Annotated in this window: 27 protein-coding genes; 19 read left to right on the top strand and 8 right to left on the bottom strand. The window is 64.0% G+C overall.

Going from position 1 to position 22,296, the window contains the following annotated elements; all coding sequences use genetic code 11:
• Nucleotides 1-138 precede the first annotated feature (138 nt).
• On the top strand, nt 139-489 hold the full coding sequence (locus ACQKPS_RS20710; RefSeq protein ID WP_254485026.1) for a response regulator: 351 nt from the start codon (nt 139-141) through the stop codon (nt 487-489).
• A 59-nt stretch (nt 490-548) separates the two neighbouring features.
• Here ACQKPS_RS20710 and cobF read toward each other — a convergent pair whose 3' ends face one another.
• Nucleotides 549-1,298 (bottom strand): precorrin-6A synthase (deacetylating), encoded by a 750-nt coding sequence (gene cobF, locus ACQKPS_RS20715; protein WP_254485025.1) that lies wholly within the window; start codon nt 1,296-1,298, stop codon nt 549-551.
• Nucleotides 1,299-1,319: 21 nt separating this feature from the next.
• The gene (locus ACQKPS_RS20720; protein WP_427605522.1) at nt 1,320-2,609 is read right to left on the bottom strand and encodes an OprD family porin; all 1,290 of its coding nucleotides are present in this window, start codon (nt 2,607-2,609) and stop codon (nt 1,320-1,322) included.
• 358 nt (nt 2,610-2,967) lie between these two features.
• Between ACQKPS_RS20720 and ACQKPS_RS20725 the strand changes: the two genes are divergently transcribed.
• The 3 genes from ACQKPS_RS20725 (at nt 2,968) to ACQKPS_RS20735 (ending at nt 4,420) form a co-directional block, all read left to right on the top strand.
• Nucleotides 2,968-3,327, top strand: a complete 360-nt coding sequence (locus tag ACQKPS_RS20725; RefSeq protein ID WP_254485023.1) for a histone-like nucleoid-structuring protein, MvaT/MvaU family — start codon at nt 2,968-2,970, stop codon at nt 3,325-3,327.
• A 227-nt stretch (nt 3,328-3,554) separates the two neighbouring features.
• Complete coding sequence (gene gloA, locus ACQKPS_RS20730; RefSeq protein WP_254485022.1) at nt 3,555-4,082, top strand: lactoylglutathione lyase; 528 nt, start codon at nt 3,555-3,557, stop codon at nt 4,080-4,082.
• Nucleotides 4,083-4,177: 95 nt separating this feature from the next.
• A complete protein-coding gene (locus ACQKPS_RS20735) occupies nt 4,178-4,420 on the top strand; it encodes a hypothetical protein (RefSeq protein WP_427605523.1) in 243 nt (80 codons plus the stop codon).
• Nucleotides 4,421-4,429: 9 nt separating this feature from the next.
• On the opposite strand, the gene ACQKPS_RS20740 is transcribed toward ACQKPS_RS20735, so the two are convergent.
• Nucleotides 4,430-5,263 carry a shikimate 5-dehydrogenase gene (locus tag ACQKPS_RS20740; protein ID WP_427605524.1) on the bottom strand — a complete coding sequence of 278 codons (834 nt, stop codon included), beginning with the start codon at nt 5,261-5,263 and terminating at the stop codon, nt 4,430-4,432.
• Nucleotides 5,264-5,424: 161 nt separating this feature from the next.
• Between ACQKPS_RS20740 and ACQKPS_RS20745 the strand changes: the two genes are divergently transcribed.
• The 3 genes from ACQKPS_RS20745 (at nt 5,425) to pbpG (ending at nt 7,213) form a co-directional block, all read left to right on the top strand.
• Nucleotides 5,425-5,766, top strand: coding sequence for a hypothetical protein (locus ACQKPS_RS20745; protein ID WP_099814553.1), 342 nt, complete (start codon nt 5,425-5,427; stop codon nt 5,764-5,766).
• A gap of 94 nt (nt 5,767-5,860) precedes the next feature.
• Nucleotides 5,861-6,043 (top strand): hypothetical protein, encoded by a 183-nt coding sequence (locus ACQKPS_RS20750; RefSeq protein ID WP_254485019.1) that lies wholly within the window; start codon nt 5,861-5,863, stop codon nt 6,041-6,043.
• A gap of 243 nt (nt 6,044-6,286) precedes the next feature.
• Nucleotides 6,287-7,213 (top strand): D-alanyl-D-alanine endopeptidase, encoded by a 927-nt coding sequence (pbpG, locus tag ACQKPS_RS20755; RefSeq protein ID WP_427605525.1) that lies wholly within the window; start codon nt 6,287-6,289, stop codon nt 7,211-7,213.
• Between the two features lie 74 nt (nt 7,214-7,287).
• Here the strand turns inward: pbpG and ACQKPS_RS20760 are convergent, their stop codons facing one another.
• A complete protein-coding gene (locus tag ACQKPS_RS20760) occupies nt 7,288-7,725 on the bottom strand; it encodes a hypothetical protein (RefSeq protein WP_254485017.1) in 438 nt (145 codons plus the stop codon).
• A 194-nt stretch (nt 7,726-7,919) separates the two neighbouring features.
• Here ACQKPS_RS20760 and ACQKPS_RS20765 point away from each other — a divergent pair, with 194 nt between their 5' ends.
• The 9 genes from ACQKPS_RS20765 to ACQKPS_RS20805 all read left to right on the top strand — a co-directional run bounded on the left by ACQKPS_RS20765 (nt 7,920) and on the right by ACQKPS_RS20805 (nt 15,482).
• Nucleotides 7,920-9,254 (top strand): lysine N(6)-hydroxylase/L-ornithine N(5)-oxygenase family protein, encoded by a 1,335-nt coding sequence (locus ACQKPS_RS20765; protein ID WP_427605526.1) that lies wholly within the window; start codon nt 7,920-7,922, stop codon nt 9,252-9,254.
• 171 nt (nt 9,255-9,425) lie between these two features.
• The gene (locus tag ACQKPS_RS20770) at nt 9,426-10,619 is read left to right on the top strand and encodes a PepSY-associated TM helix domain-containing protein (RefSeq protein ID WP_427605527.1); all 1,194 of its coding nucleotides are present in this window, start codon (nt 9,426-9,428) and stop codon (nt 10,617-10,619) included.
• Complete coding sequence (locus ACQKPS_RS20775) at nt 10,616-11,155, top strand: thiamine pyrophosphate-binding protein (RefSeq protein ID WP_283723295.1); 540 nt, start codon at nt 10,616-10,618, stop codon at nt 11,153-11,155. The genes ACQKPS_RS20770 and ACQKPS_RS20775 overlap by 4 nt, the downstream gene beginning before the upstream one ends.
• Nucleotides 11,152-11,472 (top strand): hypothetical protein, encoded by a 321-nt coding sequence (locus ACQKPS_RS20780; RefSeq protein ID WP_254485013.1) that lies wholly within the window; start codon nt 11,152-11,154, stop codon nt 11,470-11,472. The genes ACQKPS_RS20775 and ACQKPS_RS20780 overlap by 4 nt, the downstream gene beginning before the upstream one ends.
• 11 nt (nt 11,473-11,483) lie before the next feature.
• The gene (locus ACQKPS_RS20785) at nt 11,484-12,053 is read left to right on the top strand and encodes a DUF6162 family protein (protein ID WP_254485012.1); all 570 of its coding nucleotides are present in this window, start codon (nt 11,484-11,486) and stop codon (nt 12,051-12,053) included.
• 15 nt (nt 12,054-12,068) lie between these two features.
• Entirely contained in the window at nt 12,069-12,971 is a 903-nt protein-coding gene (locus ACQKPS_RS20790) for a metal ABC transporter substrate-binding protein (RefSeq protein ID WP_254485011.1), read from the top strand.
• Nucleotides 12,968-13,714, top strand: a complete 747-nt coding sequence (locus tag ACQKPS_RS20795; RefSeq protein ID WP_254485010.1) for a metal ABC transporter ATP-binding protein — start codon at nt 12,968-12,970, stop codon at nt 13,712-13,714. The genes ACQKPS_RS20790 and ACQKPS_RS20795 overlap by 4 nt, the downstream gene beginning before the upstream one ends.
• On the top strand, nt 13,714-14,613 hold the full coding sequence (locus ACQKPS_RS20800; protein WP_254485009.1) for a metal ABC transporter permease: 900 nt from the start codon (nt 13,714-13,716) through the stop codon (nt 14,611-14,613). Before ACQKPS_RS20795 ends, ACQKPS_RS20800 begins: the two co-directional genes overlap by 1 nt.
• Nucleotides 14,610-15,482, top strand: a complete 873-nt coding sequence (locus ACQKPS_RS20805) for a metal ABC transporter substrate-binding protein (RefSeq protein ID WP_254485008.1) — start codon at nt 14,610-14,612, stop codon at nt 15,480-15,482. Before ACQKPS_RS20800 ends, ACQKPS_RS20805 begins: the two co-directional genes overlap by 4 nt.
• Nucleotides 15,483-15,494: 12 nt before the next feature.
• Here ACQKPS_RS20805 and ACQKPS_RS20810 read toward each other — a convergent pair whose 3' ends face one another.
• Nucleotides 15,495-16,124, bottom strand: coding sequence for a TetR/AcrR family transcriptional regulator (locus ACQKPS_RS20810; RefSeq protein ID WP_427605528.1), 630 nt, complete (start codon nt 16,122-16,124; stop codon nt 15,495-15,497).
• A gap of 124 nt (nt 16,125-16,248) precedes the next feature.
• Here ACQKPS_RS20810 and ACQKPS_RS20815 point away from each other — a divergent pair, with 124 nt between their 5' ends.
• The 3 genes from ACQKPS_RS20815 to ACQKPS_RS20825 are packed head-to-tail and all read left to right on the top strand — an operon-like array spanning nt 16,249 to nt 20,109.
• Nucleotides 16,249-17,928, top strand: coding sequence for an amidohydrolase (locus ACQKPS_RS20815; RefSeq protein ID WP_427605529.1), 1,680 nt, complete (start codon nt 16,249-16,251; stop codon nt 17,926-17,928).
• Nucleotides 17,929-17,955: 27 nt separating this feature from the next.
• The gene (locus tag ACQKPS_RS20820; RefSeq protein WP_427605530.1) at nt 17,956-19,113 is read left to right on the top strand and encodes an MFS transporter; all 1,158 of its coding nucleotides are present in this window, start codon (nt 17,956-17,958) and stop codon (nt 19,111-19,113) included.
• An 18-nt stretch (nt 19,114-19,131) separates the two neighbouring features.
• Nucleotides 19,132-20,109, top strand: coding sequence for a D-2-hydroxyacid dehydrogenase family protein (locus tag ACQKPS_RS20825; protein ID WP_254485004.1), 978 nt, complete (start codon nt 19,132-19,134; stop codon nt 20,107-20,109).
• A 23-nt stretch (nt 20,110-20,132) separates the two neighbouring features.
• On the opposite strand, the gene ACQKPS_RS20830 is transcribed toward ACQKPS_RS20825, so the two are convergent.
• From ACQKPS_RS20830 to ACQKPS_RS20840, 3 genes are all read right to left on the bottom strand, one after another.
• Complete coding sequence (locus ACQKPS_RS20830; RefSeq protein ID WP_427605531.1) at nt 20,133-20,576, bottom strand: acetyltransferase; 444 nt, start codon at nt 20,574-20,576, stop codon at nt 20,133-20,135.
• Between the two features lie 179 nt (nt 20,577-20,755).
• A complete protein-coding gene (locus tag ACQKPS_RS20835; RefSeq protein ID WP_283723285.1) occupies nt 20,756-21,544 on the bottom strand; it encodes a formate/nitrite transporter family protein in 789 nt (262 codons plus the stop codon).
• 355 nt (nt 21,545-21,899) lie between these two features.
• The gene (locus tag ACQKPS_RS20840; protein ID WP_254485001.1) at nt 21,900-22,154 is read right to left on the bottom strand and encodes a hypothetical protein; all 255 of its coding nucleotides are present in this window, start codon (nt 22,152-22,154) and stop codon (nt 21,900-21,902) included.
• Nucleotides 22,155-22,296: the final 142 nt, after the last annotated feature.

Consider the following 22,296-nt stretch of genomic DNA (forward strand, 5'->3'; position numbering starts at 1 on the left):
CAGGGCATTTAGCCAGTATTTGAAGGCTGCGTGTGAGAATCGTTCCATCGATGTGCAACACTCCGGTATCCTCGGGAACTTCTGTCACTGCCTGGCGCACAGAGTAGGGACATGCCTTTTTTCAACAGGAAACCAACCATGCACCTTCTGGTAGTCGAAGACGACGACATCGTACGTATGCTGATGGTCGAAGTGCTCGACGAATTGGGCTACAGCACCATTGAAGCGGAAAATGCCACGGCGGCGCTGAAGGTGATCGAGGATGACAGCCAGCAACTGGCCCTGCTGGTGACCGACGTCGGCCTGCCGGATATGCGCGGTGAAGCATTGGCAGCCGAGGCCCGTGCCATGCGGCCGGCGCTGCCGGTGCTGTTTGCCAGCGGCTACGCCGAGAGTTTCGACGTGCCGCAGGGCATGCACATGATCGGCAAGCCGTTCACCATCGACCAGCTGCGCGACAAGGTAGTGCAGATTCTCGGCACGCCTTGAAGCCGGCGGCGCCTGCTTCGCGGCTCAAGCCGCGAAGAGACCGGTACAGCCACCCCACCTCACAGCTCCCGCCGCAACAGATAGGTATCCATGATCCACCCCTTGCGCGCCCGCTCCCGCTCGCGCACCTCCAGTATCCGCGCCTTCACGGCTTGCAAAGGCCCGGCGATCAGCACTTCGTCCTCGGTACCCAGGTAAGCGCCCCAGTAGATCACCAGCGCCGGATCCTCCAGCGCGGCAAATGCACATTGCCCGTCGAGCATCACCACCACATTGTCCACCTGCCCCTGCGCTGCCAGGCGTCGCCCTGGCAGCACGATCAGCGGCTCGCCTATGCGGTTGAGCGGGATCTGGTGCCGCGCCGCCAGGGCCTGCACACTGCTGATACCGGGAATCACCTGCAAGCGCAGCGCCACCCCACGTTCGCGAACCAGGTCAAGTATGCGCAAGGTACTGTCGTAGAGCCCTGGCTCACCCCACAGCAAAAAGGCGGCGATCTCCTCGGCGCCCACCTCTTCGCTGATCAACCGGGCATACAGCGCGGCACGCTGGCGATGCCAGTCGTGCACAGCGCCTGGGTAATCGTCCGCCTCGGCGTCGCGCTGCGGGTCGGCCACCTGCACCAGGCGGTAGCCGCCCTCGGGCCGGTAGCGCTCGAGGATCGCCTTGCGCATGCCGACCAGCTCACCCTTGCCCGGGCCCTTGTCGAGCACGAAGAACACGCTGGCGCGACGCAGTGCCTCGACCGCCTCGACGGTGACCTGCCGCGGGTCGCCCGGGCCGATGCCGATCAACAGAAGGTCTTTCATGGACGCGCCCAGCCTGTCTGCTCAGAAGATAGAGAAGTTATAGCTGACGATGACCCGCGTCTCGTCCATGTCCCGCGCCCACCGCTCGTAGTTGCTGCGGTACGTGGAGTTACGCAGACGCACACTGACATCCTTGAAGGTGCCGCTCTGCACCTGGTACCTGAGCTCGGTATCACGCTCCCATTCCTTGCCTTCGGCAGTGCTGCCGGGGACCTTGATGTGGTCGCCATTGATGTAGCGTGTGAAGAAGCTCAGGCCGGGCACACCGAGGGCTTTGAAGTCGTAGTCGTAGCGCACTTGCCAGGAACGTTCCTGGGCGGCGGCAAAGTCGTTGACCTGGGCGTAGTTGACCAGGTACGGGTTACTGCCATCGAGGTACGGCATGGCACTCTCGCCGTACATGCGCTGCCAGCCGGCACTGATCTTGTGCCCACCCAGGCTGTAACCGAGCATGCCGCTGAAGGCTCGGTGGTCGATCTCGCCAGCGCGGGCATTGCCGATGTCATCGCTCTTGATCAGCCGCAGGTCCGCCGACAGGCTGCCGAGCGCGAGCGGCTGGCTGGCGACCAGGCCAAGGAAATGCTGGCGGTAGATGTTTTCCAGCCTGGCGACCTGATACTGGGCGCTGAGCCGGTCGTTGAACCGGTAGTCCAGGCCGGCCAGGTCAAAGTGGTCGGCTTCGATATCGCAGGCATAGCGTTTGTTCTTGCAATGCACGCGGATATCCTGGCGATCGGTGGAATCACGCGCCGTGTACTTGTCCAGGCGGGCCAGGGTGAACTTCAGGTCGTGCAGTTCTTCGGAGGTGAGCATCGCACCCTGGAACATCGTCGGCAGCAGGCGACCATCGTTGTACTTCAACAGCGGGACGTCCGGCATCATCGAGCCATACTTCAGCACAGTGTTGGAAACCTTGACCTTGGCCGCCAGGCCCATCTTCGCGTATTGATCGGCGGAGTGCCGTGGATCGTGGCCGGATGAAGGCAACAAACCACTGTTACTGTCGGCGGGGCTGGAATCGAGCTTGATGCCCAACATGCCCAGTGCATCTACGCCAAAGCCGACTGGCCCTTGGGTATAACCCGACTGCACATTGAGAATGAAGCCTTGCGCCCACTCTTCGCGTTTTGACGCGCCCTGGCTGGAACTGCTGTGGCCGTCACGAAAATCCCGGTTGAAATAGACCGTGCGTGCTTCAACCTTGGCACTGGCGTCTTCAACAAAACCGGCGGCCTGGGCATGCGCACCGGTGCATAACAGAAACACGCCGGCAACACGGCGCCCCGGGGCGAGAGGGAGGGGGGAAAACATGCGAGGGAACATCCAAACAAAGGCGAAAAAACAAATCGTCGTGACGCACCTGCGCCACGCTAATGCGTCGCGGCCGAACAAGCGTCAGCCATCATCTGAAATCATCGCCCAAGCGCGCTGCAACGGGGTATTGGACCATGGTCTAGAACCCTTCCAAAAGCACTCGAAAACCGCCTGCATTACCGCCCGGAAAACTTGGAAAGTTCCCGATTACTTATAAAAAGTTTGCGGTTTACCGAATTCCTGCAAGTGTCTACACTCGATGTCAGCGAACAGTTTTACCCACCCGCGTGGCTGGCGTTTAGTGCTTGTCAATGTTCGTCACGCCCTGCCACGAAGACGTACAGGAGTGATTACAGTGTCCAGACTTGCAGAGTTTCGTGCTGCCGAAAAAGCGCTCCAGGAACAAATGGCGCAACTGGAGGCGCTGAAAAAGGATGCCGGCCTCAAACGCGAAATCGAATTCGAGCAGAAACTAGTCGGCCTGATGAAAAGCTATGACAAAAGTCTGCGCGATATCATCGCCATCCTCGACCCGAAGGCAGTTACCCGGGGCACGGCCAGCGCACCGAAACAGCAGCGCCGCCCGCGCGTGGTAAAAGTTTACGAAAACCCGCACACCGGCGAGCTGATCGAGACCAAAGGCGGCAACCACCGCGGCCTCAAGGCATGGAAAGAGGAGTATGGGGCCGCCACCGTGGAAAGCTGGGTTCGCTGATGAAACGTCAACACCCACTTCACACTTTTTTCACAACGGCTGCCGCAGTATCGAGACAGCTAAAGGACTAGCGACCCCATCACGCGCCCGCACATGCGGGCCTCTAATTCTGGCGCCCTGCTCCCCCGAGCAGGGCGCTTTTATTTGCGCAAACGCTTCACTGCCGTATCATGGCCCCCTGTCTGTTTCGCTGGCACCTGGTTGCCAGCCCCGTCTCTGGAGTCCCCATGAGCCTGCACGATCTGCAAACCCTGCCTGGCGTCACCGCGCAGCCAGACGCTGCCACCGCCCAATTCGTCTTCAACCACACCATGCTGCGGGTCAAGGATATCGAGAAGTCGCTGGACTTCTACACCCGCGTGCTGGGCTTCCGCCTGGTCGACAAACGCGACTTCCCTGAAGCGGCCTTCAGCCTGTATTTCCTGGCCCTGGTCGACCCGGCACAGATCCCCGCCGACGACGCTGCCCGCCACCAGTGGATGAAATCGATCCCGGGCGTGCTGGAACTGACCCACAACCACGGCACCGAAAACGACCCGGAGTTTGCCTATCACAATGGCAACACCGACCCGCGCGGCTTTGGCCACATCTGCATCTCGGTGCCAGACGTGCGTGAAGCCTGTGCCCGTTTCGAAGCCCTCGGCGTGCCGTTCCAGAAGCGCCTGCAAGATGGCCGCATGAACCACCTGGCCTTCGTCAAGGACCCGGACGGTTACTGGGTTGAAGTGATCCAGCCAACCGACCTGAAGGGCTGATCCCTTCGGCTCGCGCTCGTCGGGCCGGGAACTGCCGTCCCCTTGCTGTGGTATATGAAGGTAGTGCTTCACATGCCACAGCGAGGTAAAGGACGATGCAATCTCTTCACTGTGAATACCGCAACCACACCATCACCGCCAGCGTGATGCCCCACCCCGACTCCCCCCTGCCCTATGCCGCCGGCTGCCTGATCACCGACCCACAGGGGCATACCAGCAAGCGCATGTCCATGCCCATGAAGTTCTTCTCGGACCTTGAGAATGCGCAGCATGTGTCGCTGGCCCATGGCCGGGCACTGGTGGACTTGCAACTGGACAAAGGTCACAAGACCTTCTGACCTTGCAGGTCATTCGGGTGCAGGAGCGGCGCGTGCGTAAGCCACCGCCGCTTCGACCTGTTCACGGCTGGGCCGCACCCCGGTGTACAGCACAAACTGCTCCAAAGCCTGCAACGCGATCACTTCCAGCCCGGTGATCACCGGTTTACCCAGTGCCTCGGCGCGCTGGATCAGTGGCGTGCGCGCCGGCATCGCCACCACGTCGAACACCCGCTCGGCCGCCGCAATGGCATTCTCGCTGAACGCCAGCGCCTGGGCCTCCGGCCCGCCAGCCATGCCGATCGGTGTCACGTTCACCAGCATCGGCGGGCACCGGTCACCCAGTTCGGCTACCCAGCGATAGCCGCAGACATCCGCCAACTGCCGACCGGCCTGCTCGTTGCGGGCGACAATGATGCCTTCGCGGAACCCGGCATCGCGCAGTGCACTGGCCACGGCCTTGGCCATGCCGCCACTGCCACGCAGGGCGAACGCGGTGGAGGGATCAACCTGATGCTCGGCCAGCAGTTGCCGCACGGCCAGGTAGTCGGTGTTGTAGGCCTTCAGATGGCCGCCGTCGTTGACCAGGGTATTGACCGACTCGATCGCCGCCGCCGACGGGTCGATTTCATCGACCAGCGCCATACAGGCCTCCTTGTACGGCATCGACACGCCACAACCGCGAATGCCCAGGGCGCGGATGCCGGCGACGGCTGCCGGCAGGTCGTCCGTGCGCATGGCCTTGTAGTAGAAGTCCATCCCAAGCTGCTGGTAAAGGTGATTATGAAAACGCACGCCGAAGGTGCCCGGCCGCCCGGCCAGGGAAATGCACAGTACCGTGTCTCTGCTGGGAGTTGCCGCCATAACCCGCTCCTTTTACATGACTGAAACGTTTGTGCAGGGTACCAGACGCCACCACTGGTCGCCCCTTACATAACCTTTACCGTTTCCCTGTGCCCGGCTGACAGAGACCGGACGCATACTATCAGGGCCCCAAGCCTGGGGTTACCTTGCGAGGAAGTGTCATGATCCGTCATCTCCCCGGAATCGCCCTGCTGGTCGGTGCCCTGGCCATCAGCGGGCAAGCCTCCGCCCATGGTGGCGGCGGCCATGGCTGGTATGGCCCGGGCCCACTGCTCGGCGCTGCAGTGGTCGGGGCCGTGGTCGGGGCGACGGTGTACGGTGGCCACGACCGCACCGTCTATGTCGAACGCCAGCCCGCCTACTATGGGCCACCGCCTGTCTATGTACAGGCACCGCCGCAGCCCGTGTATTACCAACCGTACTACGTACCGGCGCCGCCACCGCCAGCGTACCGCCCTTACTACGGCCCGCCACCGGTGTATTACGGCCCGCCTCGCTGGTGACCGTTGATAAAACTGATGAGCACTATTGAGCATGTTGATTTCAAACCGTGCCGGGAGCTGCGTAAGGTGGCCACATGTTTTACAGGAGGTCCCCATGGCCACTATTCAGATCATGTCCGTCGTCGGCACTGCTGTCCCCGCCACACTGCGTGAGCAGGGCCTGCTGGCCTGCTGGTATCTGGTAAGCAATGGCGAGGCCGTCAGCGGCCCGCTGGCGACCCGCGCCTCGGCGCAGGCCCTGGCTGAACAGCTCCAGGCCGACTGCCTGATCGCTTGACCGAATCTTGTTGTGCGTTGCTCCCTACGTCCCTTCCGACCCGCTACCTGGCGGGTCTTTTTTTGCCTGGTCGAAGCGACGAACGGCGGCAGGAAAACCGATACAGCATGAAGCTTTTTTCATTTCATGGGGTCGGCTCAACGAGCAATCGACAGCACTTCGGCCATACTCCACAATGCAGCGGTTTTTTGGGGGAAAACCCTTGCACAGCCAACGACATACCAACTTTTAGTGAGCCTCAACGTGAAAACATCCCTGTCCATCCTCAGCCTGCTGCTGTTGCTCACAGGTACTGCGACCCTTCCGTCGACCGCTGCTGCACAACCCCCGGCCCAGGTCCAACGCGACCCGTCCAAGCTGCACCTGGCGTCTGGCAGCGCCCTGCTGATCGACCTGAACACCAACCAGGAACTGTATGCGAGCCACGCTGACCGCGTGGTGCCCATCGCCTCGGTGACCAAACTGATGACGGCGATGGTGGTGCTGGATGCCAAGCTGCCCATGGATGAGATGCTCACCATGACCATCGCCAACAACCCGGACATGAAAGGCGTGTATTCGCGCGTACGCCTGGGGAGCGAGCTGAATCGCCGGGAAACCCTGCTGATTACCCTGATGTCGTCGGAAAACCGTGCCGCGACCACCCTGGCCAACCACTACCCAGGGGGCTACCCGGCCTTCATCAAGGCGATGAACGCCAAGGCCCGCAGCCTGGGCATGGCGCACACCCGCTATGTCGAACCGACCGGCCTGTCGACGCAGAACGTCTCCACCGCCCGTGACCTGTCCAAGCTACTGATGGCCGCGCGCAAGTACCCGATGCTGAGCGAGCTGTCGACCACCCGCGAGAAGACCGTGGCATTCCGCAAGCCCAACTACACCTTGGGCTTCCGCAACACCGACCACCTGGTGAACAAGAGCAACTGGGACATCAAGCTGACCAAGACCGGTTTCACCAATGAAGCCGGCCATTGCCTGGTGCTGCTGACCAAGATGGACAACCGCCCGGTGGCCATGGTGATTCTTGATGCCTTCGGCAAGTACACCCACTTCGCCGACGCCACCCGCATGCGTCAGTGGCTGGAAACCGGCGCGACCAAGCCGGCACCGGCAGTGGCCATGCAATACAAGACCGACAAGCACGGCAAGGGGCGCCTGGCGTCGGACTGACCTGTTGATTTAGCATGATCCTGTGGGAGCGGGCGCGCCCGCTCTCACAGGATCGAACCAGCTTACGGTTGATTTCAGGCCTGGGTGTCGACCATCCCGCCAGCGCTGTCGCCACCGGTCTTCTGCAGCGCTTCCAGCAGTTGCGCAGTAGCCGTCATGATCTGGCCACTGAGGGTGGCGATGCTGGCCTGCTTGGCCGTGACTGCCGCCAATTTGGTGGTGTCGTCGGTTTTCTGCGCCATCAGGATGGCCAGCTGTTTCTGTTCATCGGCCATTTGCTTCTGCAGTTGCTTGATCATCTCGCGCAACTGCTTGATGTGTGACGGCTCGCCACTGCCACTGCTGCCTTGCGCAGCCTCGGCGCCTTTGGCCTGGCCGTCGCCACGCAGTTTCGAGGTGTCGACCTGCAGCGTCGAGCTGCCCGATTCAGTCTTTTCCGTGTCGCTGACCTGCGAAGCGCTGCCGGCCTGGGCCGATGTGTTGCTGATGCTGACTGCCGCGATACCTACCATGTGTTTCTCCCTGCCTTGCAAAGGGTCCTTGAGTTGACCTGCGTATCGGCCAAAAGCGGCAAGCCTTTAGGCCGGGCTGACCGCAGGCACGCTTTCGGGCAGTAAATTCACTCTGCGCTGGCTCGTTCCACCCAATGTACAAGCGCCGGAGCCCCGGCATGCGCCCACATTCGACCCATTATGGAACCGCAGCCATGAGCCAGTCTGCACACCCGGAAACTATCAAGGACCTGATCGGCGTAGGCTTCGGCCCGTCCAACCTGGCCCTGGCCATCGCCCTGGAAGAACTTGCCCAGAGCCAGGGCCACGCCCTCGATGCGCTGTTCATCGACAAGCAGAAGGAATACCGCTGGCATGGCGAAACCCTCGCCACCCAGAGCGAACTGCAGATCTCGTTCCTCAAGGACCTGGTCTCGCTGCGCAACCCGACCAGCCCGTACAGCTTCGTCAACTACCTGCACCAGAAGCAGCGCCTGGCCGACTTCATCAACCTCGGCACCTTCTACCCCTGCCGCCTGGAGTACAACGACTACCTGCGCTGGGCCGCCGAGCACTTCGCCAGCCAGGCGGTGTATGGCGAAGAAGTGCTGCGCATCGAACCTGAAGTGAAGGCCGGCCGTGTCGAGCACCTGCGCCTGGTCTCACGCGATGGGCAAGGCCGCGAATTCAGCCGACGGACGCGCTCGGTAGTGGTGGGCAGCGGCGGCACACCGAAAATCCCCGAGAAATTCACCGCGTTCAAGGATGATCCACGGGTTTTCCACCATTCCCAGTACCTCAGCAGCCTGAACAAGTTGCCCTGCACGGTCGGCAAGCCGATGCGCATTGCCGTGATCGGCTCTGGCCAGAGCGCCGCCGAGGCCTTCATCGACCTCAATGACAGCTACCCGTCGGTCAAGGTTGACATGGTGCTGCGCGGCTCCGCCCTCAAGCCGGCCGACGACAGCCCGTTCGTCAACGAGATCTTCGCCCCCGACTACACCGACCTGGTCTACAACGAGCCGGCCGACCAACGCGCCAAGCTGCTCGGTGAATACCACAACACCAACTACTCGGTGGTCGACCTCGACCTGATCGAGCGAATCTACGGCATCCTCTACCGGCAGAAGGTGGCACACCAGTTCCGCCACAACGTGCTGTGCCGCCGCCAGGTGGAAGCCGTGGTGGCTACCCGCGACGGCATCGAACTGACCCTGCGTGACCTGGCCACCGGCCAGCAGCAGACCCACCGCTACGACGCGGTAATCCTCGCCACCGGCTACGAACGCCGCTCGCACCGCGACCTGCTCGCCCCGCTGGCCGACTACCTGGAAGACTTCAGCGTCGACCGCAACTACCGGGTATTGGCAAGCCCCGACCTGCAGGCCTCGGTCTACCTGCAAGGCTTTTGCGAGAACAGCCATGGCCTCAGCGACACCTTGCTGTCGGTGCTGCCCTCCCGTGCCGCCGAGATAGGCCAGGCGCTGTACCACGATCTGGCGCGCCAACAGGGCAAGGCACAACCTGCCGTTGCCCTGACCAGCGCCTGACTGGCGTTGCCACCCAAGCGACAGGGCGCACCAGCGCCCTGTCGGCGCGCGTGCCCTCCGAAACATTTGCTTGCATTTAATTCATCAGGATTTTCATTCTCATTCGTCTTTTGAACAACAGCCCTTTTTTGGTTGGGCCTGTGCTCGCCCCCTTTTTCAGAAGACTGACCGATGGCCAAATCACCAAAAAAATCCAAGTCCAAGCTGTGGTTCCTGGTCCACAGCTGGCTCGCCCTGCCGATCTGGTTCTTCGTGCTGATCGTCTGCTTTACCGGCATGCTGGCCGTGGTCAGCCAGGAGATCGTCTGGCTGGCCAACCCCGACGTGCGCGCCAGCAAGCCTGACGACAAGGCCGAACGCCTGAGCTTCCAGCAAGTGCTCGATGCCCTGCACAAGGCCGAGCCAGACATGGCCGTCAACTCGCTCAGCCAGCCCGACGGCTCGCACTTCGCGCTGACGGCGCAGGTCACTTACGCCGATGGTTCCAGCCCGTTGCTCTACGTCAACCCTTATACCGGGGCGATTCAGGGCAAGATGCCGGACTTCAACTTTGAAGCCTTCACCCGGGCCCTGCACGGCTGGTGGCTGGTGCCATTCACCAATGGCTTCAGCTGGGGCTGGTACCTGGTGTCGCTGCTCGGCCTGCCAATGCTCGCGTCGCTGGTGACGGGCCTGGTGGTGTACAAGAAATTCTGGAAAGGTTTTTTCAAGCCGGTACGCACCGGCCAAGGCTCGCGCATCTTCTGGGGCGACCTGCACCGCCTGGCCGGGGTCTGGTCGATCTGGTTCATCGCGGTCATTGCCATCACCAGCATCTGGTTCTTGATCCGGGCGATCCTGTTCGACAACCAGATCACCATCTCCAGCGAGCCCATCGTGCCGGTGATCGCCCGCGAGCAGGTGCCGCAGACCGTCGACGGCAGCCCGCCGCCACGCATCGACCTGGACGAGGCCGCACGCATTGCCGGCCTGGCCATCCCCAGCCTGGACATCACCTCCATCTCGCTGCCGGCCACCGCCTACAGTCACATCGAAATGGGCGGTCGTGGCTGGTACCCGCTGATGTTCCAGAGCGCGTCGGTAAACCCGTACACCCGCCAGGTCGACAGCCAGTTCCTGCTCAGCGACCGTTCGCCCCTGGAGTTCGTCACCGAGTCCATGCGCCCGCTGCACACGGGCGACTTCGGTGGCCTGCCGATCAAGCTGATCTGGTTCTTCTTCGGCCTGATCCTGACCCTGATGGTGTTCAGCGGGCTGCTGATCTGGACCAAACGCACCGCCCAGGCCACTGCCGCCGCGCTCAAGCGCAGCGAGCGCACACCGCGCAGCACGCGCCGCGAAACCACCCTGGAGGTGCGCCCATGAGCCAGGCCCAAACCCTGCCTGCCCGGCCACTCAAGCAATGGTGGCTGAAATGGCGCTTTCACCTCAACATCCTGCTGATCCTCATTCCCCTGGGGTTCATGCCCAAGTATTTCGCCGACGTCAGGTTGTTCCGGGGTGACGCCGGGCTCGGTGCACACCCGATCCACGACATACAGGTCGGCCCGTACAGCCTCGACCTCGCCGAGCTGCGCAACGAGGCCCCGCGCGCCGACGGCCCCGCAGGCCACTTCAAACTGTTCAACGCGGCGCTGTGCAAGGCCTGCGCGAAGGAGGTCAAGGCGGTCTACCTGCGCATCGGCAAGCCGCGCAGCCTGCGCACTGCCGGCACCATTTTCTTCGGCGCGCCATACCGCATGGTCACCAACCTGCCGATACCGCCGCGCACCCGCGCCGACGCACAGGTCTGGATCACCCTCGAAGGCTGGGACGGCAGCCTGCACCAGGCCTCGGTCCCCCTGGCCAAGGCTTCGCCAGCCACTGTGGCCTGGCTCGAAAAACAAGGAGGCAACCCATGAAACACCTGATGCGCAGGCTCGCCCTGCCCTGGCTGGTACTGGCCGCAGGCCCGGCCCTGGCCCACAACCCGATGTGCGAATGCGAGGAAGTGGCCGGTGGCCAGGTGAAATGCACCGGTGGTTTTTCCGATGGCAGCGGCGCGCCTGGGGTGACTCTCGACGTGATCGGCTACGACGAGCAGGTGCTGGTCGGTGGCAAGCTCGGTGAGGATTCGAGCCTGACCTTCAAACGCCCCGACGGCGAGTTCTACGTGCTGTTCGACGCAGGGCCTGGCCACGTCGTGGAAGTCGACCACGCCGACATCGCACAGCCATGAGCCGCCCAGCCATGAGCCAGACCCAAGTGGTGCGCCCGGCCGGCGCCGGGCACGAAACCCTCTACGTGCTGCTGGCCAGCCTGCTGATCGTCGCCCTCGCCGCCAGCATCGTGCTGCTGCGCGGCGAGCGCGAGGACGAGCAGGCTATCGCCAGCCACCAGATCGACGCCCGCCGCGACCTGAGCGCTGCCGAACAGGGCATCTACACCGACCTGCGCGTGGCATTCGACGAAATACAGTTGCTTCGCGAGGAAAGCGCCGCCACGCCCAGCGTCACGGCCCTGGCCGAGCAAGGCCTGCCACCGTTCGTGGCCGACGCCGGCAGCCAGCGCCGTGGCAGCCACCAGTGGCAGTGGCTGGCGGAGGGCGCCTACCTGGGCCGCAGCCAGGCGCCGCAGGTAGCCGGCAGTTTCCTGCTGATCCTGCCCGACGCTGGCAGCACCGAGGTCGACGTGTGGCTGCGCCGCGACAGCGCCGCCGTGCCCCCCGACGACCTTGGCCAGGCCGCACTGATCGCCGCCGGCTGGCAGCAGGTGGTCAGCCACTACGACGCCGGGGTCACCCGCGAACACCGTCATTGAACCCAAGGATTCCCCATGTTCCGCAAAGCCCTCGCCCTGCTCCTGGCCTGCACCCTGCCCGCGCTGGCTCTGGCCGATACCGGCAAGCCCCTGCGCATCGGCATCACCCTGCACCCCTACTACAGCTACGTCAGCAACATCGTCGGCGACAAGGCCGAAGTGGTGCCGCTGATTCCGGCGGGTTTCAACCCGCATGCCTATGAACCCCGCGCTGAAGACATCAAGCGCATCGGCACCCTGGACGTAGTGGTGCTCAATGGCGTGGGCCATGACGATTTCGCCGACCGCATGATCGCCGCCAGCGAAAAGCCCGGCATCCAGACCATCGAAGCCAACCAGAACGTGCCGCTGCTGGCCGCCACCGGGATCGCCGCGCGTGGCGCCGGCAAGGTGGTCAACCCGCATACCTTCCTGTCGATCAGCACCACCATCGCCCAGGTCAACAACATCGCCCGGGAGCTCGGCAAGCTCGACCCCGACAACGCCAGGTTCTACACGCAGAACGCCCGTGCCTACGCAAAGCGCCTGCGTGCCCTGCGTGCCGAAGCCCTCGCCAAGGTCACCGAAGCTCCCAGCGCCACCTTCCGTGTGGCCACCATCCATGCCGCCTACGACTACCTGGTGCGTGACTTCGGCCTGGAAGTGACCGCCGTGGTCGAGCCCGCCCACGGCATCGAACCCAGCCCGGCACAGCTGAAAAAGACCATCGACCAGCTCAAGGCGCTGGATGTGAAGGTGATTTTCTCGGAGATGGACTTCCCTTCGGCCTATGTCGAGACCATCCAGCGTGAAGCCGGCGTGCGCCTGTACCCGCTGACGCACATTTCCTACGGTGAATACACCCAGGACAAGTACGAAGTGGAAATGAAGCGCAACCTCGACACCGTGGTCCGCGCCATCCAGGAGAACCGCGCATGACCGCTGCCGCGAACCTCACCGCCCCCGCTGGGCCGCGCATTGAGTTTGCCGGCATCGACCTGGCCCTGGGCCGCACGCGCATTCTCGACCAGGTGCGGTTCAGCGTGGCCGCAGGCAACGTGCACGCCATCGTCGGGCCCAATGGCGGCGGCAAGAGTTCGCTGATCAAGACCTTGCTTGGGCAGATGCCGCACCAGGGCCAGCTGACCCTGCACTGGCCAGGCGCGCAGCAGGTGATCGGCTATGTGCCACAGGCGCTGGAATTCGACCGCGGGCTGCCAATGACCGTGGACGACTTCATGGCTGCCATGTGCCAGCGGCGCCCGGCGTTCCTCGGCTTGTCGCGGCGCGTGCAGCCGGCGATCGATGCGGCGCTGGCGCGGGTCGGCATGCTCGCCAAGCGCAAGCGGCGCATGGGCGCGTTGTCCGGTGGCGAGCGCCAGCGCGTGCTGCTCGCCCAGGGCTTGATACCGGAACCGCAATTGCTGGTGCTCGACGAGCCGATGTCGGCACTCGACGAAGCCGGCATCCAGGTGTTCGAACAGCTGCTGCAAGGCTGGCGCCAGGCCGGCACCACCGTGTTGTGGATCGAGCATGACCTGGAGGCCGTGCTGCGCCTGGCCGACCGGGTCACCGGCCTGAACCGCCAGGTGCTGTTCGACGCCCCGCCGGCCCAGGCGCTGACGCCGGAGCGCCTGCTTGGCCTGTTCTCTGTCCACCCTCGCAGCGAGAGCCTTGCCTGATGAGCTTCGAAGCATTCCGCCAGCTGGTCCAGGCTTGGGCCGAGGCTGGCTACCTGCCGCAGGCGCTGGCCTACGGGTTCGTGATCAACGCCTTGCTGGCCGGCCTGATGATCGGCCCGGTACTGGGCGGCCTCGGCACCCTGGTGGTGGTCAAGCGCTTTGCCTTCTTCTCGGAAGCGGTCGGCCATGCCGCGCTGACCGGGGTCGCCATCGGCATCCTGCTCGGCGAGCCCTATACCGGCCCCTATGGCAGCCTGTTCGGCTACTGCCTGCTGTTCGGCATCCTGCTCAACTTCCTGCGCAACCGCACCGGGCTGGCACCGGACACGCTGATCGGCGTGTTCCTGTCCGTGTCGCTGGCCCTCGGCGCCAGCCTGCTGCTGATGCTCGCGGGCAAGATCAACGTGCATATCCTCGAGAATGTGCTGTTCGGCTCGGTACTGACCGTCAGCAGCCAGGACCTGGTGGTGCTGGGCATCGTCGCGATGCTGGTGCTGGCACTGGCCCTGCCGCTGTACAACCGCATCATGCTGGCCAGCTTCAACCCGCAACTGGCGGCGGTGCGCGGGGTGGCGGTGAAGACCCTGGACTACCTGTTCGTGGTGCTGGTGACCTTGGTCACCGTGGCTTCGGTGAAGGTGATCGGGGCGATTCTGGTCGGCGCCCTGCTGGTGATCCCGGCAGCGGCGGCGCGCCTGGTCAGCCAGTCGCTGAAGGGGTTTTTCTTCGTGTCGGTGCTGATTGCCAGCCTGAGCACGCTGCTCGGCATCCTGCTGCCCATCATGCTTGACCTGCCGGTGCCTTCTGGCGCCGCGATCATTCTGGTGGCCGGCATCTGCTTCGCCCTCGCCGCGCTGGCCCGCGCCCTCGTCCCACGCCTGCAAGGAAACCCCGCATGAAGCTCAAACACCTGGCCCTGGCCATCGCGCTCACCAGCCTGCCCGCACTCGCCTCGGCCAGCCAAGTGCTGACCTCCCTGCCCGTGACCCACAGCCTGGCCAGCGCCCTGCTCGACGGCACCAGCGTGCAGCTCACGCGCGCCGCACCCGCCAACCTGCCGGCCAGCCGCCAGCCGTCGTACTTCAGCAGCCGTGGTGCTGCCAGCCTGGCCAAGGCCGCCCAGCAGGCCGACGCAGTGATCGGTGTGCGCTCGATCTGGCGTGACGACCCGCTCTACCCGCTGGCGCGACGCAGCAACATCCGTATCGTCGAGATCGATGCGGCGCGGCCGCTCGACGGTGCGCTGCCGGGCATCGCCGTGAGCGGCGATGACGCCTATGCGGCCTACCCCTGGCTGAACACGACCAACCTGGGGCGCATGGCCGATGTGCTGGCCAACGACCTCGAGCGCCTGGTGCCCGCCGACAAGGAAAGGATCCAGGGCAACCTGGCGAAGCTCAAGCGCCAGCTGCTGGAACTCACCGCCAACAGCCAGGTGCAGTTGGCCAAGGTCGACAACCTGAGCGTGGTCAGCCTGTCGGAGCGCCTGGGCTATCTGGCCAGCGGCTTGAACCTGGATGTGGTGGAACAGCCGCTGCCAGCGGATGGCAAATGGGATGAGGCAGCGCTGAAAGCGCTGGGCGAGCACCTCAAGGCGCAGGATGTGGCACTGGTGCTGGACCATCGGCAGCCGGATGCTGCGGTGGCCAGGGTGATCGAGGCGGCCGGGGCGAGGTTGCTGGTGGTGGACAGTGACCCCGAAAACGCGCTGGCCGGGCTCAAGGCCAGTGTCGAGCAGGTGATCGGGGCACTGAGCGACGGCGGATGAGGCCGCTACCGGTCAGCGCCGGCCCGCCTGCATCCCGGCCAGCAAAAAGCCCATGAAGCGGCGCACGTCCTCGCGATGCGCCGCCAGGTCCAGCGGCTCGTCACTGCACAACCGCAGCAGCTGCAGGTGCCCGTAGTCGTTGATCAGAAACGCCGCATAGCCCACGTCAAGGTCGGCGCGCAACTTGCCGCTGTCGCACAGGTCCTGAAGCAGGTGCCTGAGTTCATCGACCAACGCGTCATTGACCCGCTTGTAGGCCTCGGGCACATCACGCTGCTTGCTCCCCAACAGCGGCAGCAACGGCGGCAGGATCTCACGCCACAAGGGTGCCGGCAGCACCTCGAAGGCGTAATCGGTCAGGTTGGCTTCGTAGAAACACAGCGCATCCAGCGCCTGGTCGAATTCCGCCAGGCGCTTGCGTGCCTCCGCCACTGCGCGGTGGTCGGCCTCGCGCAGTTTCTCCAGCAGGATCTCCTGCTTGCTGCCGAAATAAGCGAACACCGTCGGTACCGACACCGCTGCCAGGCGGGCGATCTGTTCCATGGTGGTGGTCTGGAAGCCTTGGCGCTCGAACAGGCCCAGCGCCGTGCGGCTGATCGTTTCCCGGCGCAGCGCCTTCTGTTGCTCGCGTAATCCGCTCACTTAACCCCTCCCCCTTCGAAACCGACGGCCAGCATACCGCAAAGCCAACCCGTAAAAATATTTTATTGACTAAAACTTTTTACCGACACAAAACTAGCGCGGCATTTTGCCCCAGGGAGCCGCCATGACCAGCACCGCCGATCTCATCATCCACAACGCTCGCATCTACACCGTCGACCCGCACCAGCCGTGGGCCAGCGCGGTGGCCGTGCAGGGCGAGCGCATCCTCTGCGTTGGCGACCACGCCAGCGTCATGGCCCATGCCGGCCCTGCCACGCGCTTGGTGGACGCCACCGGCAAGCTGGTACTGCCGGGGTTCGTCGAATCGCACTGGCACTTTTCCAGCACCGCGTTCGCCTTCCAGGCACTGGTCAACCATGAAGACCCGCACGAAGTGCTGGCCCTGCTCGAGCGCTACGTGGCGGCCAACCCAGACGAGAAAGCCATCACCGGCATGGGCTGGATCCAGCCGCTGATGCCGGCCGAGCTGCTGCGCCGTGAAGTGCTCGACGCCATCTGCCCGGACAAGCCGGTGTGCCTGCTGTCCACCGACTACCACACCATGTGGGTCAACACCTACGCGCTCAAGGCCGCTGGCATCGACCGCGACACACCGCCCGTGGAAGAAGGCGCAAGCTGGTTCGAGAAGGACCCGCTCAGCGGCGAGCCCACTGGCGTGATCATCGACTGCGCGGCCTACTCGCTGCTGATGCAACGCCTGAGCGAAGCCGGTTACCTGCCGACCGGCATCGACCTGTACCTGCGCTCGATTCCGTTCTGGCAAGAAAAGCTGGTCGCCGCCGGCATCACCACCGTGTTCGACGCCGGTTTCCTCGACCCGGCCGGTGACCAGACCCTGCTGTACGAAACCCTGCAGCAACTGGAACGCGAAGACCGCCTGAAACTGCGCGTGATCGGCAGCTATATCAACATGGGCACCGAGGATGACCCGGTGACCATCCTGCAAGGCATGCGCAGCCGCTATGACTCACCCCTGGTGAAGGCGCAGACCCTGAAGTTGATGCTCGACGGCACCGAACTCAACCACACCGCGTTCCTGCTCGAACCTTACTGCGACAAGCCGCACTGCGGCTCGACGACCATGCCCGAAGCGGTGTTCGAAAACCACGTGCGCCAGGCCGATGCCGCCGGTATCGATGTGATGGTGCATGCCGTGGGTGATGCCGCCGTGCGCATGGCGCTGGATGTGTTCGAGCGGACCTTCGCCAGTAACCCGCCGCGCGACCGCCGCCATGTGATCACCCATGCCTTCCTCACCCACCCCGACGACATCCCACGCTTCCGACGCATCGGCGTCATGGCCAACACCCAGCTGCAATGGGGCGTGGTCGACGCCTACGCCGAGGCCATTCAGCAGTCGTATGGGTTCAAGCGCTGGGCTTCGATGTACAAGTTCCGCACCTTCATCGACCAGGGCGTGACCGTGTCGATTGGCATGGACGGCCTGGTGTGCCAGTGCCGTTGCCAGCACAAACCGGTGGAACACATCGAGTCGGGCCACACCCGCCAGCTCAGTGGCGAGCCGGATGCGCCAGTGATGCCCGATGCCGACGAACGCCTGAGCATCCCGCAACTGATTGCCGCCTACACCCTCAACGGCGCCTACCAGCTGGGGCTGGAAAAGGAAATCGGCTCGATCACTGCCGGCAAGCGCGCCGACATCATCATCCTCGAACAGGACCTGTTCGAACTCGATCGCTACCAGATCGGCAAGACCGATGTGGCACTGACCCTGATGAACGGGCGCATCACCCACGACGCAGGCACCCTGCGCCACGCCTGAACCTGAAGCGCCTTTCGGAAAACTTAAATGCAAAACAACAAGAACAACCTGCTTTTGCGTGCCGCCCTCATCTACATCGCCGCCACGGCGCTGATCATCATCGGCGTGCAACCGATCTTCATCGGCCTGGTGGCCGAGCGGTTGAACCTGGACCTGAGCCAGCAAGGCTGGATCCTGTCCAGCGAAATGACCGGGACGTTGCTGGGCAGCCTGCTGTTGCCCATGCTGGGCCGGCGCTTCGGTGGCCGTGGCCTGTATCTGGCAGGCGCGCTCGCGGCCCTGCTGCTCAATCTGCTCAGTGCCACCCTGGACTCACTGGCAACGCTGGTGCTGTGCCGCCTGGCCTGTGGCGTGGCTACCGGGATGCTGTATGCCGGCGCCATCAGCGGGCTGGGGCGCTTGCCGGGGCAGGACCGCTCGTATGGTTTGTCGCTGCTGATCCAGACCGCCGTGTTCGCGTTGTATGCCACCTGCATGCCCCAGCTCGCCGAGGTGCTCGGCAACCGCGGGGCAGTAGCCAGCATCGGCGGCTGGTTCGTGTTGATCGCCCTGGTCGCGCTGGCGATTCCGCCGCGCCTGCACCGCGAGGCGCCGTTACCCGTGGCCCAGAGCGGTGTCGGTTGTGCCACGCTCGGGCGCCATGCGCTGCTGGGGATGCTGTGCCTGCAGCTGGCGATCTATTGCATCTGGGGCTTTGTCGACCCCCTGGCCCGCGAGCGTGGGATCAGCCCGGTGGAAGTGGGCTGGTCGTTCGGCCTGGGCATCCTCGGCGGCTTGCCCGGCGGGGCCCTGCCCAGTCTGCTGGGCGCTCGGGTGAGGCGCGGGCCGATGATCGCCTTCGGCTCGCTGCTGGTGCTGTTGTCGATCGTGTTGCTGGCACGCCAGGCACAAGATGCCGAGCAGCTGTGCGTGGCGCTGTTCCTGATGAACTTCGGCTGGGTGCTGGCGCTGACCTACTACATGGGCGCCATCGCCACCAACGATCCGCGTGGCACGTTGACGCCATGGGTGAGCATCCTGCAGGTTGCGGCGGCGGCACTGGCCCCGGCGTTCGTGGCCTTGCAGCAGCAGAGCGCCGGGCATGAGGCGATTTTTGTCAGTGCCGGGGTGGCGGTGGTGCTGGGCGTTGTGCTCAAGTGTATGGCCAGGGGGGTGCCACGCCGGGCCAACCCCTTCCCACACTGACCGCCAGGGCCGACCACCATGCGCATTGCCATTCCCGATGACTACCAGGACGTCATTCGCTCGCTCGAATGCTTCAAACGCCTCGCTGGGCACGACGTTCGCGTGTTTCACGACAAGCCACCCGCCTCGCTGGACGAGCTGGCCGCCCGCTTCGCCGATGCCGACGCCCTGGTCCTCACCCGCGAACGCACGCGCATCGATGCAGCCCTGCTCGACCGGCTGCCCAACCTCAAGCTGATCAGCCAGACCGGCAAGGTCGCCGGTCATCTGGACCTGGACGCCTGCACCGCCCGCGGCATCGTCGTCAGCGAAGGCCGCGGCTCGCCGGTGGCGCCGGCGGAGCTTGCCTGGGCGCTGCTGCTCAACGCCCGGCGGCAGCTGGTGCCGGCGATCGAAGCGTTCAAGCAAGGCCACTGGCAGGTCAACCTGGGCCAGGCGGTGGCCGGCCAGCTGCTGGGCATCTGGGGCTACGGCAAGATCGGCCAGCGGCTTGCCCGCTACGCCCAGGCATTCGACATGCCCGTGCTGGTGTGGGGCAGCGAAAGCAGCCGGGCGGCGGCCGAAGCCGATGGGCACCGGGCGGCGGCATCTCGCGAGGCCTTTTTTGCCGAGGCCGATATCGTCAGCCTGAACCTGCGGCTGTCAGAGACAACGCGCCATCGGGTGACCTTGAGCGACCTGTCGCGGATGAAAGCGGATGCCCTGCTGCTGAATGTCAGCCGAGCCGAACTGATCGAACCCGGGGCCCTGCTGCAGGCGCTCGACGCTGGCAGACCGGGCTTCGCTGCGGTGGATGTGTTCGAACAGGAGCCGATACTCGAGCCGGACCACCCCCTGCTCACCCATCCGCGGGTGCTGAGCACGCCGCACCTGGGTTATGTGGAGAAGAACGGCTACGAGCTGTATTTCGGCGATGCCTTCGACAACGTGGTGGCGTTTGCCCAAGGCGCGGCGAAGAACGTCGCCAACCCGCAGGCGCTGACGGTGCGGCGCTGATCTGCAGGCTCAAGGGTCATGGCTTACGCCGGGTCAGGCAAGGCCATGTGCAGCAACGGGAACGGCCGGCCTTCGCCGTCCAGCGGTGAACGCCCGGTCTGCACGAAGCCGTAGTGAAGGTAGAACCCCACCGCCTGCGGATTCTGCTCGTTCACGTCGACACTCAAGGTACCGCGCGGCTTGCGGCAGAAGTCCAGCAATGCCCGGCCAATCCCCTGCCCATGCCGATCAGGGTCGACGAAGAGCATTTCCACATGGTTCTGGTTGAGCCCGATAAAGCCCAGCGGCTGGTCCTCGGTGTCGACGGCCACCCACAGCTCGACGGCATGCAGGTAGACATCGCGCAGCTGCGGCAGCAGCGCGTCGATGTCGGACGCTTGTAAAAAGTGATGCGTGGCGCGCACGGCGCTCAGCCAGATGTCGAGCAGCCGAGGGTGGTCGGCAGCGATAGCTTGGCGAATGATCATGGAATCATCCCGAATTTTCTGATGACGGATTAATCGGTGCGCCGTGGTCAGGCGACCGTACTCATGTCGGCATCATGTATGCCCGCTTCGCGAATCAACGCCTGGGCGGTGCACGGCAGAACAGCCGGAAAGGAAGGAGGCGCCCATGCTACCCAGCCTTGCCGGCGAGGTAAAGGCACTTAAGGCACCGTGGCCTGTTCCTGGGCCGTCGCCGCAAACGACACGTAGTACGCCAGGCCGACGAAGATCGCCCCGCCCACCGCATTGCCGAGGAACACCGCGATCAGGTTCTCGGCCAGCGCGCCCCAGCTCAGGTAACCGGCAAAAATCGCCGCCGGGATCAGGAACATGTTGGCCACCACGTGCTGGAAGCCGATGGCGACGAAAGCCATGATCGGGAACCAGATGCCAAGGATCTTGCCGCTCATTTCACGGCTGGCAAAAGCCAGCCACACCGCCAGGCACACCAGCCAGTTGCAGCCGATGCCCGAGACGAAGGCATGAACGAAGTCGGCGCTGGCCTTGCTGGTGGCGGCGGCCACGGTCTTGGCCAGGTAGGCGCCCTCGGTCAGGCCAAGCAGGTGGCCGAAGAAGTACGCCACGAACAGCGCGCCGAGCAAGTTGGCCAGGGTCACCAGCAACCAGTTGCGTGCCACGGCGGTCAGGCGAATGCGCCCGGCGAACATGGCCAGCGGCAGGCTCATCATGTTGCCGGTGAGCAGCTCGCCGCCCGCCAGGATCACCAGGATCAGGCCAATCGGGAACACCGCAGCACCCAGCAGGTTACCCAGCGAAGCCCATTGCCCGGGAATCATGGCGCTGACATGGATAGCCAGGATGAAGCCCATCGAGATGAAGCCACCGGCAAGAAACCCGAGAATGAGCAGTGCGCGGGTAGGCAAATGGGCTTTCTTGGTACCGGCCTCGATGACGAGTTCGGTGATCCGGGAAGGGGCATTGACAGACATTTCAGAAACTCGAACGCAGGGACGACGGCACCCTGGAGGCATGCCGGCAGTCAGGAATTTACGGGTGGCGAAGTGACGCGAGGTGCTTCAGGGGGAAGGCAAAACGGGTGGTCTCATGCGCTACAACGAAGAGCCGCGCACGTTACTGAGGCAGAATGTCGCAGTCAAATTGATAGGGTGGATGGCTTGATAGACCCGGTCGATGAGGGAGCTACGTGCAACCCTTCAGCATCTGACGCCATCCCTGTGGGAGCGGGCGCGCCCGCGAACACCGGCAAAGCCGGTGCCATCCACCGAGTCGCCTTTTTCGCGGGCTCGCCCGCTCCCACAGGGTACCGACCGTCACCGCAAGCGCTCAACGAGGTTCCGGGTGTTCGCTGGACACTGAGTTGTTGGCATCCACATCCTGCATGTCTTCCTCGACCGGGGCCTCGTCGTCCGCCGGCAGCGGGACTTCGACATCCTCGTCCGTGCGGGCAGTGCCGTTCTCCCGCTGCTGTTGTGCGTCCTGATCGGAGCCTGGATTGCCTGGCGGCGGGTTCCAGTCTTCCGGCCGCTTCTGCGACCACGCTTCACCCACATCCTGCTTTTTCGGGGTATCTGTCGTCATGGTGGGTCTCCGGTCTGCGGTGCAGCGGATCTGCACCTTTAACTCAGAAGAAATGCGAAGGGCTGGAGTGCCAGCGCCTCGACCAGTGGCGCAAAAAGCCAGCGCCTACGACCACTTGCGCAAATCAAGTACACTGGCCGCC

Source organism: Pseudomonas sp. NPDC086566 (assembly GCF_050280885.1).
GTDB lineage: Bacteria > Pseudomonadota > Gammaproteobacteria > Pseudomonadales > Pseudomonadaceae > Aquipseudomonas > Aquipseudomonas vlassakiae.

Excerpts from the sequence above, each read along its gene's own strand:
- ACQKPS_RS20840 (WP_254485001.1), bottom strand. The coding sequence starts at position 22,154 with ATGACGACAGATACCCCGAAAAAGCAGGATGTGGGTGAAGCGTGGTCG.
- ACQKPS_RS20830 (WP_427605531.1), bottom strand. The coding sequence starts at position 20,576 with ATGATCATTCGCCAAGCTATCGCTGCCGACCACCCTCGGCTGCTCGAC.
- ACQKPS_RS20815 (WP_427605529.1), top strand. The coding sequence starts at position 16,249 with ATGACCAGCACCGCCGATCTCATCATCCACAACGCTCGCATCTACACC.
- ACQKPS_RS20750 (WP_254485019.1), top strand. The coding sequence starts at position 5,861 with ATGGCCACTATTCAGATCATGTCCGTCGTCGGCACTGCTGTCCCCGCC.
- ACQKPS_RS20835 (WP_283723285.1), bottom strand. The coding sequence starts at position 21,544 with ATGTCTGTCAATGCCCCTTCCCGGATCACCGAACTCGTCATCGAGGCC.
- ACQKPS_RS20795 (WP_254485010.1), top strand. The coding sequence starts at position 12,968 with ATGACCGCTGCCGCGAACCTCACCGCCCCCGCTGGGCCGCGCATTGAG.
- ACQKPS_RS20770 (WP_427605527.1), top strand. The coding sequence starts at position 9,426 with ATGGCCAAATCACCAAAAAAATCCAAGTCCAAGCTGTGGTTCCTGGTC.
- ACQKPS_RS20745 (WP_099814553.1), top strand. The coding sequence starts at position 5,425 with ATGATCCGTCATCTCCCCGGAATCGCCCTGCTGGTCGGTGCCCTGGCC.
- ACQKPS_RS20760 (WP_254485017.1), bottom strand. The coding sequence starts at position 7,725 with ATGGTAGGTATCGCGGCAGTCAGCATCAGCAACACATCGGCCCAGGCC.
- ACQKPS_RS20780 (WP_254485013.1), top strand. The coding sequence starts at position 11,152 with ATGAAACACCTGATGCGCAGGCTCGCCCTGCCCTGGCTGGTACTGGCC.
- ACQKPS_RS20740 (WP_427605524.1), bottom strand. The coding sequence starts at position 5,263 with ATGGCGGCAACTCCCAGCAGAGACACGGTACTGTGCATTTCCCTGGCC.
- ACQKPS_RS20825 (WP_254485004.1), top strand. The coding sequence starts at position 19,132 with ATGCGCATTGCCATTCCCGATGACTACCAGGACGTCATTCGCTCGCTC.
- cobF (WP_254485025.1), bottom strand. The coding sequence starts at position 1,298 with ATGAAAGACCTTCTGTTGATCGGCATCGGCCCGGGCGACCCGCGGCAG.
- ACQKPS_RS20765 (WP_427605526.1), top strand. The coding sequence starts at position 7,920 with ATGAGCCAGTCTGCACACCCGGAAACTATCAAGGACCTGATCGGCGTA.
- ACQKPS_RS20820 (WP_427605530.1), top strand. The coding sequence starts at position 17,956 with ATGCAAAACAACAAGAACAACCTGCTTTTGCGTGCCGCCCTCATCTAC.
- ACQKPS_RS20710 (WP_254485026.1), top strand. The coding sequence starts at position 139 with ATGCACCTTCTGGTAGTCGAAGACGACGACATCGTACGTATGCTGATG.
- ACQKPS_RS20800 (WP_254485009.1), top strand. The coding sequence starts at position 13,714 with ATGAGCTTCGAAGCATTCCGCCAGCTGGTCCAGGCTTGGGCCGAGGCT.
- gloA (WP_254485022.1), top strand. The coding sequence starts at position 3,555 with ATGAGCCTGCACGATCTGCAAACCCTGCCTGGCGTCACCGCGCAGCCA.
- ACQKPS_RS20735 (WP_427605523.1), top strand. The coding sequence starts at position 4,178 with ATGCAATCTCTTCACTGTGAATACCGCAACCACACCATCACCGCCAGC.
- ACQKPS_RS20785 (WP_254485012.1), top strand. The coding sequence starts at position 11,484 with ATGAGCCAGACCCAAGTGGTGCGCCCGGCCGGCGCCGGGCACGAAACC.
- ACQKPS_RS20790 (WP_254485011.1), top strand. The coding sequence starts at position 12,069 with ATGTTCCGCAAAGCCCTCGCCCTGCTCCTGGCCTGCACCCTGCCCGCG.
- ACQKPS_RS20720 (WP_427605522.1), bottom strand. The coding sequence starts at position 2,609 with ATGTTTTCCCCCCTCCCTCTCGCCCCGGGGCGCCGTGTTGCCGGCGTG.
- ACQKPS_RS20805 (WP_254485008.1), top strand. The coding sequence starts at position 14,610 with ATGAAGCTCAAACACCTGGCCCTGGCCATCGCGCTCACCAGCCTGCCC.
- ACQKPS_RS20775 (WP_283723295.1), top strand. The coding sequence starts at position 10,616 with ATGAGCCAGGCCCAAACCCTGCCTGCCCGGCCACTCAAGCAATGGTGG.